The following is an 11846-nucleotide window of genomic DNA, read 5'->3' on the forward strand; positions in this document are numbered from 1 at the left end:
GCGGCTCGAACCCATGTTGCTCAAGACCTCTCTGCGGAGCTTCCTCGCACACAAGGGCCGCCTGGTGCTGTCCCTCGTCGCGGTCGTCCTCTCCGTCGCCTTCGTCGCGGGGACCCTGGTCTTCTCCACGACCGCTTCCAAGACCTTCGACCGGCTCTTCTCCTCCACGGCCCCCGACGTCCTGATCACCAGAACACCGGCCAAGGAGGTCGCCGGGACGCAACAGGGCGCCAAACCCCTGACCCTTCCCGCCACTTCGGTGCGGAAAGTCACCGGCCTGTCCGGCGTGAAGAGCGCCGCCGGCCAGATCTCCGTCACCAACGCGACCCTGATCAACCCCAAGACCGACAAGGCGGCCGGACCGGTCGGCGGCTCCTCGACCACGATCGGCGCCTGGGTCCCCGTACCTCGCTCCCCCATGGAAATCACCTCGGGCAAGGCCCCGTCCGGCTCCGGTCAGATGATGATCGACGCGGACACCGCCGACCACTCCGACCTCGGCATCGGTGACCGGGTCGAGGTGATCAATCCCTTCGGCACCTTCGACTACACCATCTCCGGCATCGCCACCTTCAAGGGCACCAACCCCGGTTCCGGACTGGCCTACCTCGACGTCCCGACCGCGCAGAAGGATCTTCTCGGCGCCTCCGACGTCTACACGTCGATCTCGGCCTTCGGCGACGGCACTGTGTCGGACAGCCGGATCAAGAGTGAGGCCACGGCCGCCCTGGGCAAGGGTTTCGACGTCAAGACGGCCGACGAGCAGACGGCTGACGGCGAGAAGGACGTCGGCAGCTACCTCACCTTCATGAAGTACCTGATGCTCGGCTTCGCCGGCATCTCGCTGCTCGTCGGCGGCTTCCTGATCGTCAACACCTTCTCCATGCTCGTGGCCCAGCGCACCCGGGAGATCGGTCTGCTGCGCGCACTCGGCGGCAGCCGCCGTCAGGTCAACCTGTCGGTCCTCGTCGAGGCGCTGCTGCTGGCGGCGATCGGCTCCACCCTCGGCATGCTGGCCGGTCTGGGCGTCGCACAACTGCTGATCGCGCTGATGAGCCGGGCGGGAATGAAGATCTCCTCCTCCCTGGAGTTCGACGCGAGTGTCCCGATCGCCTCGTACGCGGTGGGGATCGTGGTCACCGTCCTCGCCGCCTGGATCCCGGCCCGCCGGGCCGGCCGGTTCTCCCCGATGGCCGCGCTCCGCGACCACGGCACTCCGGGCGACAGGGCCACCACGAGGATCCGGGCCGGGTCCGGCCTGCTCCTGTCGCTGCTCGGTGGTGTTCTCCTCGCGTACGGTGCGAGCGGTACGGGTTCCTCGCCGGCCGTGGGCGCGGGCGTGGTGCTCACCCTGATCGGCTTCGTGGTGCTCGGCCCGGTGCTCGCCACAGGTGTCATCCGAGGGCTGGGTACGGCCCTTCCGGCCATGTTCGGTCCGTCCGGCAAGCTCGCCCAGCGCAACGCGATGCGCAATCCGCGCCGAACCGGTGCGACCGCGGCGGCCCTGATGATCGGTCTCGCCGTGGTCACCGGCGTCTCGGTGATCTCCTCCTCGATGGTCCGCTCGACCAACGCGCAGATCGACGACGCGCTCGGCGCGGACTACCTCGTCCAAGGCGACCAGACGGGCCTGACGCCGGCCATGCTGAAGGCTGCCGAGACCGCCGAGGGGATCGCCCACATCACCGAGGAGAAGCACCTCCCCGCGACGCTCACCGCCCCGGACGGGGACAGCAACGACTACACCGTGGTGGCCGTCTCGAAGTCCTTCACGAAGGACTTCCACTTCCCCGTCAAGGACGGCAACGGCGACAACGCCATCTCGCGCGGCATCTCGGTGGACGAGGACTACGCGGACCTCCACCACCTGCGGATCGGCGACAAGATCGAGATCGACTACGGCAACGGGCACAAGCAGTCCGTGCCGGTCGAAGTGATCACCACCTCGGGCAGCACCCTCTTCGACAAACAGTTCTACATCGGGATCGCGACCGTCGCCCGTGCCATCCCCGCCGCAGAGATGCCGGCCGATACCGGCTTCTACGGCGCGGCGGCCTCCGGAGCCGACAAGGACAAGACGTACGACGCGCTGCAGAAGGCGCTCCACGCCTATCCGCAACTGACCGTGCAGGACCAGGCGGGCTTCAAGGCGCTCTACCTGCACCAGGTCAACACCCTGCTGTACCTGGTCTACGCACTGCTCGGGCTGTCGATCATCGTGGCGGTGCTCGGGGTCATCAACACGCTGGCCCTGTCGGTGGTCGAGCGGACCCGTGAGATCGGTCTGCTGCGGGCGATCGGTCTCTCCCGCCGTCAGCTGCGCCGGATGATCCGTCTGGAGTCGGTGGTGATCGCGCTGTTCGGCGCGCTGCTCGGCACCGGGCTCGGTCTCAGCTGGGGCATCAGCACACAGCGGCTGATGAAAGGCCAGGGACTGCAGCTTCTGTCCGTGCCGGTCCTCACCATCGCGGCGGTCCTGGCGCTCTCCGCGGTGGTCGGTCTGCTGGCCGCCCTCGTACCCGCGTTCCGCGCCGGCCGGATGAACGTCCTGGGGGCCATCGCCTCGGACTGACGACCACGAGCCGACGACCGGGGCGGGCACCCCTCCAATCCCCCGTCGGGGCGCCCGCCCCGGTCGTCCTTTTGTCAACCCCCGCGCGGTGCACGGGGGTTGACCTCTGCTGAACCGTGTACGGAAGTCACCGGGAGACCGAGACCAGACCGGCCTCGTAGGCGATGATGACCAGCTGGATCCGGTCGCGGGCGCCCAGTTTGCTCATCAGCCGCGCCACATGGGTCTTGGCCGTGGCCATGCCGATGAACAGCGTGGTGGAGATCTCGCTGTTGGACAGGCCCCGCCCGATCAGGGTGAGGACTTCCCGTTCCCTCTCGGTGGTGCCGGCGAGCAGCTGCTCGCGGTGCACAGGGCTCCTGGTGGGCTCGGGGCGGCCCGCGAACTCCTCGATGAGGCGGCGGGTGACGTGCGGGGCGATCAGGGCGTTGCCCTCGGCGACCACACGGATCGCGATGAGCAGGTCGTCGAGGGCCGTGTCCTTCACCAGGAACCCGCTGGCACCGGCGCGCAGTGAGCCGTACACGTTCTGGTCGTCGTCGAACGTCGTCAGCATGATCACGCGTACGTCGCCCGACTCCTCGGTGATGGCACGGGTGGCCTCGATGCCGTCCATGCCCGGCATCCGGATGTCCATCACGACGACGTCCGGCCGCAGGTCCCTGGACAGCTGGACCGCCTGGGCTCCGTTGCCCGCCTCTCCCACGATCTCCAGGTCGGGCGCGGTGCCGATCACCATGCGGAGGCCGGAGAGGACCAGCGGCTGGTCGTCGGCGAGCACGAGACGAATCGTCATACCGGCAGCCTCGCTTCCACCCGGAACCCGCCTTCGGGCCGGGGACCTGCCTGGAAGTGGCCGTGCAGCAGGCCGACGCGTTCGCGCATTCCGGCGATGCCGTAGCCGGCTCCCGCCGTGCGGTGTTCATGGCCGTCGTCCACGACCTCGATGGCCAGTTCGGCGTCCCGGAATTCCACATTTACCTGGCAGTCGTCGCTGCCCGAATGTCGCACCACGTTGGTCACGGACTCCTGAATGATCCGAAAGGCGGAGAGATCGATATCGGCGGGAAGCTGACGCCGCCGCCCCTGCCAGTTCACCTGAACACGGATGCCGGCGTCGGCCGCGGTCTTCGCGAGCTGGTCGACGTTTTCCAGACCCGGTGAACGAACGGATTCCGTGGAGTCCGGGTCGGTTTCGCGGAGCATGCCGAGGGCGTGCCGGAGCCCGGCGAGGGTTTCCCTGCTGGTGTTCTCAATGGCGTTCAGCGCATCGCGTACTTCCGGCGTCTGGGCGTCGATGACACGGTTCACCGCGCCGGCCTGGATCGCGATGATGCCGATGCTGTGGGCGACCGTGTCGTGCAACTCCCGGGCGATCCGCAGCCGTTCGTCCACGACCGCCTTGTTGGCCGCCTGTGCGCGCAGCGCCTCGGCATACCGGCGTCGCTGGTGGATCGAGTTGCCGACCGACCACGCGATGACGATGAGCAGGCCGGCATAGCTGGGCTTGACGGTGAGCAGATACAGCCAACTGCCGGTCGACAGCGCCCCCCATTGCGCGGACCAGACGAGCAGCGTGAGGAGGGCGGCGCCTGCCACGACACGGCGGGGGCGGACGACCGCGATGTAGCCGATCAGCACCATCGTCACGCACAGCATCGGCCACGTCGGCTGCCTGAGCATCGCGATCATGGTCGACTCGGCCAGGACCAGGCCGAGGACCGGCACCGGCCGGCGGCGGGCCAGACCGATGGGCAGCGCCATGAAGACGGCCATGCCGATCCTGACCCAGATCTCCAGGTGGTAGCGCTGTCGTGGCCGGATGAAGACCGGTGACGTCGTGGGCGCGATCATGGTGAATAACAGGACGGCCATCGCTACGGCCAGGCACCACATCACCATCGTCCAGGCGCGCGGTGTCATCCGGCCCAGGAGTGGGGGGCGCGGCATACGTTCTTCCACGGCCCGATCCTAGGGTGGCGACCGGCAGAGGTCATCAGCCCACGGACGGACACCCGCAGGCCGGACATCAGCTTGCGGGTGTACGCCGACGGGCTGTGTCAGGCGCCGCGCCACACGGGTGCGCGCCGCTGTGCGAAGGCCCGGGGGCCTTCGACGGCGTCATCGCTGCGCCGCCGCTTCTCCTCCCAGGCGTACGACGCGGTGAAGGCCTCTTCGAGCGGCATGTCCACCGACCGCAGTACGGCCTCCTTGATGGCCCGCACGGCCAACGGGGCGCTGCGCAGCAAGGCGTCGGTCCAGGCCGCGACGCCCTCGTCGAGCCGCTCCGCCGGCACGACCTCGTTGACGAGTCCGAACCGGAGTGCTTCGGCGGCGCTCATCCTGCGTCCGGTCAGCAGGTATCCCATAGCGGTTTTGAGAGGCAGTTGCCGCGCCAGCCGGAAGGCTCCGCCCGCGCCGGGCACCAGGCCGAGGGTGGCTTCCGGCAGGGCGAAGACCGCTTGGTCGCCGGCGACGATGAGGTCGCAGGCCAGGGCGAGTTCGAAGCCGCCGCCCAGTGCGTATCCGTTGACGCGGGCGATGACGGGTTTGGACAGATCGAACCGGTCGGTCAGCCGGGGCCAGCCCGGCTGGCCTCGGCTGCCGAACGTGGTCGGCGCCGCCCCCTCACGGTCGAGCCGGGCCCGTTCGCGCAGGTCCTGCCCGACCGTGAAGGAGCGGTCGCCCGCACCGGTGAGGACCGCGACCCGGATGTCGTCGTCGGCCTCGACGTCGTCCCAGACCCGTGCGAGCTCCTCGTGCATGCGCAGGTTCATCGCGTTGAGCACCGAGGGCCGGTCGAGCGTGACGCGGGCGACGTGGTCCTTCTTCTCGTACCGGATGCCGGAGTCCCCGCCGCCGATCACCCCGGTCGTCCGTCCTTGGTCCCGGCGGCGGCGGAGAAGCGGCCGACCTTGTCGATCACGTCGGAGCTGTAGAGCCGCAGGGCCTGCTGGAGCGCGAACTCGGCCATGTAGCGGCGGAATTCGTCCGGCGGCTCCTCCGCGAGATTCAGCATCCGCCGGTTGGCGAGCACCGCACTGCCCCGCAGGCGTTCGACACTGCGCTCCACGGCGAGGTCCAGCTCGGCGTGGTCGTGCACCTCGTCCACCACCAGCCGGGCGGCGGGCTCACTCGCCCATATCCGCCGCCCTTCCAGGATGACCTGCCGGGCGAGCCGCGGCCCCGCGGACCGGGTCAGCCGGTAGTTGGCGGCGCCCGGGATGATTCCCTCCTGCGCGGCAGGCAGGCTGATGTAGGCGTCCGAGGCGGCGATGACATGGTCGAAGGCGAGCAGCAGCTGGGCTCCGCCGCCGATCGCGAAGGAGTCGACGACGGCGACCCAGGGCTTCTCGACGGTCCGTGCCCGCCAGTTCGTCTCCTCGTCGCTCAGGATTCCCCGTACGAGCTTGTGGATGTAGCCCAGTTCACGGCGGAGCAGGAAGTCGACCAGCGAAATGTCGCCGCTGTGCAGGGACTTGAGGTTGATGCCGGCGCTGAACACACGCCGCCCCCGATAGCGGGGGTGGGTCATCTCGCCGCCGCGCAACAGACCGACCTCGACGGCCGGGTCGAGCAGGGCGAGGTCGACGGCGGTCTCCATGTCGTCGACCTGCGCGTTGTCCTCCGCGTTCAGGGCGTCGTCGCGGCACATGGTGAGGCGTGCCACGGCGCCCGTGCGCTCCAGACGTACCGAGCCCAGGTCGACACTTCCCGTCTCGATGAACTGCGGCAGGAGGGTGAGTGCGCGCGAGGTCGGGAGCAGCATCGCGTCGAGCAGGTGCGGGCCGGCCTGCGGCGAACGGAGCACCCGGCTGAAGAAGATGCCCTGGTCTATCTCGTGGCCCTCTTTGTGCGCCTGCGGACGGCCGAGTTCGACGGCGAGCCGCTCAGTGGTGGGGACGAGACCGGGGAAGGCCGCCGCGGCCGCGGCCGCCAGTTCTCCCACCCGCAGATGGCGGGTCCGGCCGTCGGTCAGCTCGTCGTAGACCGCGTCGCCGTGCCTGTCCATGAACACGGCGCGCAGGGCCCGCACGGCGTCGCCCGCCGCCTCCGCGATGGCGCGCTGTTGCGGTGAGCGGTCCTCCGGCCCGGGCAGGTCCGCCAGCCGGGTCTCGGTGCGCGCCGCGGCCCGCGCGATGACCTGCCGAGCCCGGGACAGCTCGGAGCGCACCTCGCGCAGGTCGTCGCGCACCTCACCGAGGGTCACGCGTCCACCTCCGTCGCGGCGCGCCGCAGAGCACGGTCGCAGGCTGCCAGGTGCACGCCGAGCGCGTCCTCGAAGCTGGTGACGGAGGCGTCGGACATCAGCTGCCGCCGGATGGCCAGCTCGGTGCCCGATATGGCACCGGCCCGCTCGGCGGCGAGGGACAGCGCCCCCGGCACGTCGTCCGTCAGCTCGTCGACCAGTTGCAGGGCCAGGGCGTCGGCCGCTTCGACGGGGGTGCCGTAGAGCACCGCGCGGCGTATGGCGGCGGCGTTCGCTCCGTAGCCGGCCAGTCGGTACAGGGCCATGCCGGGCCAGGTCGCCCCGCTCTCGACGGGAACGACCAGGCGTACGGAGCCGGTCGCGATGCGGTAGTCGGTGGCGAGCAGTACGTCCAGGGCCAGTCCGCCGCAGTCGCCGTCGGCGACCGCGATCGTGGTCGCGGGCAGACGTTCCAGGCGGCGCAGTGCGCGTTCCCACTTGCTCACCAGGGACACCGTCAGTTCGTTCGCCCACGATGTCCGCGGGACTCCTGACACCTGAACGATGATTCTGGCCTGCCCCGCACGGTCCTCGGCGCTGTCGCAGATCGCCCCGACCGCCGACACGACCTCGGCCGACAGGGGTTGCCGCCCGTCGATCCGCAGCGTGAGTTCCTCGTGCCCCGGCTGCGCTTCCGCTGTCGGTGTGGTCTTCATGACGCCCTTCACCTGCTCCGTAGTCACCACTGCACCAGCGCGGTTTCGATGGTCGAGCCGGGGCCCATGGTCATCAGGACGCCGTAGTCGCCGGCCTTGGCGACCCTCTCCTGGAGCAGACGCTCGTAGGAGAAGAGGAACGAGCCGCTCGACAGGTTGCCGTAGTCCCGCAGGACTCCGGTGGTGTGCCGCACGTCGTGGCGGGTGAGACGGAGGTTGACCCGCACCGCGTCGATCACCTTCTTGCCGCCGGAGTGCACGAGCCAGTGGGCTATGTCGCTGCGCCGCAGTCCGGCGCCCGCTAGCAGCCGGTCCACGACCTGCTCCGCGCTGGCGCCGACGACGTAGGGGATCTCCGGGTCGAGGTAGAAGCTGAACTTGCCCTGCTCGTCGTCCCAGTCGTAGCGCATCGCGCCGATGGCATCGGTGATGAGGTGGCTGGCGAAGCCGAGGATGCGCGGGCCGCCCGGCTCGGGCGGGACGTCGGACGGGGCGCCGTAGGCGGCGTCCGGCGGATCCGCGGTCAGGGCGATCGCGGCCGCGCCGTCGCCGAACAGGCTGTTCACGACAGCGGTGCGCATCGTCCCGTCGATGACGTACGCGGCCGAGCAGGCCTCCACGCACAGCATGACGGCGACCTTCCCGGGGTTGGCGACAGCCCAACTGGAGGTGGCGTTGAGGGCGTTGAGCCCCGCGTTGCAGCCCATGCCCACCACGTCCACGCGGCTGGTCCTGGGCAGGATGCCCATGTCGCGGATCAGGTGGGCGCTGACGCCGGGGGTGAGGAATCCGGTGGTGGTGGTGCAGCACAGGTAGTCGATGTCCGCGAGGTCGATGCCCGCGTTCTCCAGGCAGGTCCGGACGGCGCGGGCACCCATGTCCAGGGCGAGCCGTTTGTGCTTGGCGAGGAGTTCGCCCTGGGCCTCGGGGAGCACGGCGCCGTCGGCGTCCCTGGGCGGAACGGTGAGGAAGCGCCGCTCTATCGCGCTGTTGAGGAAGACCGAACGAACCTTGGGGTCCGTGATGTCGAAGATGTCGAGGAGCTCTTGCTGGGAGTACGACCGATCGGTGACGGCGGTGCCGACACTCATGATCCGGGTGGCGCCCAGGCCCTTCTTCTGTTCGGCGATCGGCAGCAGATCGAAGTCGGCTCCGGGAGCGCTCAAGTCGACGGTCATCGGTATTTCCACCCCCACATACGCGGCCTGCTACGGATGAGACGTACTACTGCTGACACTGGAGTCCCTTTCTGTGCGTGCCGGCACAAGGAGGTCAACCGGCGTTCGTCGATTCGGACTTGATGAACTGGGCGAGGCGGGCCACGCCCTCGGAGATGTCGGCCTGCGTCAGGTAGCTGACGGACAGTCGCAGGCTGTGTTCGCCGCCGCCCTGGGGATAGAAATAGGACATGGGCGTCCAGATCACACCGTGCTCCTCCGCCGAGCGCACCAGCGCGGCGCCGTCCGTGCGGAAGGGGACGTCGACCGTCAGGAAGAAGCCTCCGTCCGGCCTGTTCCAGCGGATGCCGAGGGCGTCCCTGTCCTGCTGCGGGAAGCACTCGTCGAGCCGCGCCAGGATGGCTCGCATCGCATCGCCGTAGTACGCGGACGTCTCGGTGTTGAGCTCGGAGGTCCGGCCGTCGACGGCGAGCAGCATGCCCGCCACCACGGCCTGGCTGAGCGGCGAGGTGTTCACCGTGACCATGCTCTTGATCTTGGTGAGTTCGTCCGCGAGGAGCCCGGGGTTGCCGTCCTTGTCCACGACTCGCTGGTCGGCGACGGCGAAGCCCACCCGGGCACCGGGAAACAGGGTCTTGGAGTAGGAGCCCAGATGGACGACCCGCTGTTCCCGGTCGAGGGACTTGAGGGTCGGCAGCTGCCGTCCGGGGCTGACCAGCCGGTAGGGGCTGTCCTCCAGGACGAGGAAGTCCTCGCGGGCCGCGAGTTCGAGCAGCGCGTGGCGCTCCGCCAGGGACATGGTGGTCCCTGAGGGGTTCGAGTGGTCCGGGACCACATAGAAAGCACGCGGCCGGCGACCGCGCGCCCGCTCGGCGGCGAGCGCGGTTTCGAGGTCGGCAGAGCGGAAGCCGTCCCTGCCCTCCTCGACCGCGGTCGGTTCGACGCCGAGCAGGCGGGCGGCTCCGGTGATCCCCACGTAGCAGGGGCTGGAGACGAGGAGCGCGTCGTCCGGCCCGGCGATGAGCGCGCGCAGCGCGAGGAACATCGCCTCTTGGCAGCCCACTGTGACCACGATGGACTCGGGCCGCACATCGATGTTCTCGTCCTTGCGCAGCGAGTCCGCGATCAGCGCCCGGATCTGGCCGCTGGTCGGGCCGTACTGGAACAGCGCGTTCCGGATCTCGCCGGGTGTGGCCCCGCCCTGCTCCAGGTGGTCCAGGTAGCGACGGATGTGGGTGAAGATCTCCTCGACGTCGAAGAAGCCGTCGTACGGGCGGCCCGGTGCGAACGAGATCGCCTTGGGGTAGCGGTGCGTGATCTCGTTGAGGAAGTTCATCGTGTCGAGCACCGGGTCGCCGACGCTGGCGTGCAGTTCCTCTTTGCGCAGGGTCACGGCGGCCATGTCTACCAGCGCCATTCCTGCTGGCCGTACAGATGGCCCGCCTTGATGTCGCGGTCCTTGCACCAGGTCAGGAACTCGTCGATCTGCTTGATCTGGTACGTGTCCTCGGTGTAGGTCGTCGCCATGACGTGCCCCAGCCAGGGCTCCTCGCCCATGGCGTACACGTACGCCTCCTTGGCCTCCAGCTCGGTCATGATGGCGCCGGCCTGCTCGGCGTTCGAGCCGGACAGCTTGCGGGAGTTGCTCATCTTCTTGGTGATCGGGATGGTGAGCAGGGCCTGGTAGAGCCAGGTCAGCGGGGCGCCGTCGCACTCCATGCCGAGGAAGGCGTAGTCGGCGGTGCCCAGATGCCGCTTGATGTAGCGGTACAGCATCGGGTCGATGCCGGAGGAGTCGGCACCGACGAAGACCTTCTTGCCGGCCAGTTCGACCCAGTACGTCGACTTGGCGCGGATGTCGAGGTCGCAGTGCTCGCCGAGGAACGGTGTGGCCGTGACCTTGCCGCCGGGGAACTCGACCTCGTCGAAGTCGTCGACCTCGATCACCGGGAAGCCCTGGTTCTTGAGCATGAGCGCCATCGACGGGTCGGCCAGGTTTCCGCGCGAGGAGCGCGGCACCACGATCGCGCCGACCCGGCCGCGCAGCTGAAGCAGCGTCTCCAGGACGATGTGGTCCTGGTGGCCGTGGGTGATGACCACGAGGTCGATGAAGTCCGGCAGGTCGTCGAGGGTGTAGCGGCCCCCGGCGGAGCTGTCGGCACTGATGAACGGGTCGGTGACGACTGCGGCCTGCGGGGTCTGAAGCACCAGACAGGCGTGCCCGAAGTAGCGGATACGGCCCCCGCCCTCGATGTGCCGGTCCTCGGCCAGGGAAGGCTGCTCGCTGAGCATGCCCGAGAGGCGGCTCGCCTGTGCGTCGTCGAGGCCGAGCGCCTCGCGCAGATGGCCGAGCGTGCTGGACCGCACCCTGGTCTTGAACAGTTCCTCAAGGCCGGCGTGGCGGAAGGGGATGTCGAGCTCGATGACGTCCGGCGAGGTCAGCCGCGGGGTGCTCAGGACGAAGGGGCGCTCGATGCCGGTCTCGAAGGACAGCTGCACCGACTGGCGCGACTCCTGGTAGACGTCGCTCTGGTAGACGAGCGGCTCCATGAACCGCATCTGCGCCTGGTTGTCGGTGTCGTAGGCCAGCTCGACCAGGCCGCCGAGCTCCGGGGGCAGCTTCGGGTACAGCGGGGTCAGGTCGAATCCGGTGGCGTTGGCCCGCAGCAGTTCCTGTCCCGCGGCCACGGCTTCCGCGAACCGCAGGATGTGCGCGCGGTCGCGCTTGATCGCGGCGAGCAGGTCGCGCACCTCGTCGGCGCGCTCCTCCGGGATGTTGATGAAGTAACCACCGCGCAGCTCGGGGTTGTTGCTGGCCGCGACGTGCACCTGCGGCGACTGCAGATAGGACTCCAGAAGCGGTACCTGAAGGAACGCGAGATTCATCGCCGACTGCACCGGCGCCATTGTGTACGGCCAGGCGAAGAATCTGTCGATCAGCGGCTCGACGATAACTTTTGAGCGCAGGAACAGCGGCTGGTCAGCCATTTACATCCCATCTTTCAGAGTTCCGGATCGGCATGCGGAGCCGGGCATCGGCGCAGCGAGAAGCACCTTGTGCACACGGAAAGCTCACCTTCACCACTATGGCGTGGCGTGCGCCGCCGATCAATGCTCAACAACTGCCGTACGGCGGCGTTCAACTGATTCCGCGCCGCAGTTGAACAGCACTGGACACGCGGAAGCAATTC

Annotated in this window: 9 protein-coding genes; 1 reads left to right on the forward strand and 8 read right to left on the reverse strand. The window is 68.8% G+C overall.

Annotated features, from left to right (window positions below; all coding sequences use genetic code 11):
* The first annotated feature begins 13 nt into the window (after positions 1-13).
* Positions 14-2572, forward strand: coding sequence for an ABC transporter permease (locus R2B38_RS03245; RefSeq protein WP_318014859.1), 2559 nt, complete (start codon positions 14-16; stop codon positions 2570-2572).
* A 127-nt stretch (positions 2573-2699) separates the two neighbouring features.
* Here the strand turns inward: R2B38_RS03245 and R2B38_RS03250 are convergent, their stop codons facing one another.
* The 8 genes from R2B38_RS03250 to R2B38_RS03285 form a co-directional block, all read right to left on the reverse strand.
* Positions 2700-3368, reverse strand: a complete 669-nt coding sequence (locus R2B38_RS03250; RefSeq protein ID WP_318014860.1) for a response regulator transcription factor — start codon at positions 3366-3368, stop codon at positions 2700-2702.
* Positions 3365-4534, reverse strand: coding sequence for a sensor histidine kinase (locus R2B38_RS03255; protein ID WP_318014861.1), 1170 nt, complete (start codon positions 4532-4534; stop codon positions 3365-3367). Before R2B38_RS03255 ends, R2B38_RS03250 begins: the two co-directional genes overlap by 4 nt.
* Positions 4535-4632: 98 nt before the next feature.
* Positions 4633-5439, reverse strand: a complete 807-nt coding sequence (gene dpgD, locus R2B38_RS03260; protein ID WP_318014862.1) for an enoyl-CoA-hydratase DpgD — start codon at positions 5437-5439, stop codon at positions 4633-4635.
* Entirely contained in the window at positions 5436-6746 is a 1311-nt protein-coding gene (dpgC, locus tag R2B38_RS03265) for a (3,5-dihydroxyphenyl)acetyl-CoA 1,2-dioxygenase DpgC (protein WP_411978553.1), read from the reverse strand. Before dpgC ends, dpgD begins: the two co-directional genes overlap by 4 nt.
* Positions 6747-6778: 32 nt before the next feature.
* Positions 6779-7504: an enoyl-CoA-hydratase DpgB gene (gene dpgB, locus R2B38_RS03270; protein WP_318014863.1), complete on the reverse strand. Its 726-nt coding sequence runs from the start codon at positions 7502-7504 to the stop codon at positions 6779-6781.
* Complete coding sequence (dpgA, locus tag R2B38_RS03275) at positions 7501-8568, reverse strand: 3,5-dihydroxyphenylacetyl-CoA synthase DpgA (RefSeq protein WP_318021578.1); 1068 nt, start codon at positions 8566-8568, stop codon at positions 7501-7503. Before dpgA ends, dpgB begins: the two co-directional genes overlap by 4 nt.
* A 181-nt stretch (positions 8569-8749) precedes the next feature.
* Entirely contained in the window at positions 8750-10072 is a 1323-nt protein-coding gene (locus R2B38_RS03280; protein ID WP_318014864.1) for a PLP-dependent aminotransferase family protein, read from the reverse strand.
* Positions 10060-11643, reverse strand: a complete 1584-nt coding sequence (locus R2B38_RS03285; protein ID WP_318014865.1) for an MBL fold metallo-hydrolase — start codon at positions 11641-11643, stop codon at positions 10060-10062. The genes R2B38_RS03280 and R2B38_RS03285 overlap by 13 nt, the downstream gene beginning before the upstream one ends.
* Positions 11644-11846 lie beyond the last annotated feature (203 nt).

Origin of the sequence: Streptomyces sp. N50 (assembly GCF_033335955.1) — a bacterium.
GTDB lineage: Bacteria > Actinomycetota > Actinomycetes > Streptomycetales > Streptomycetaceae > Streptomyces.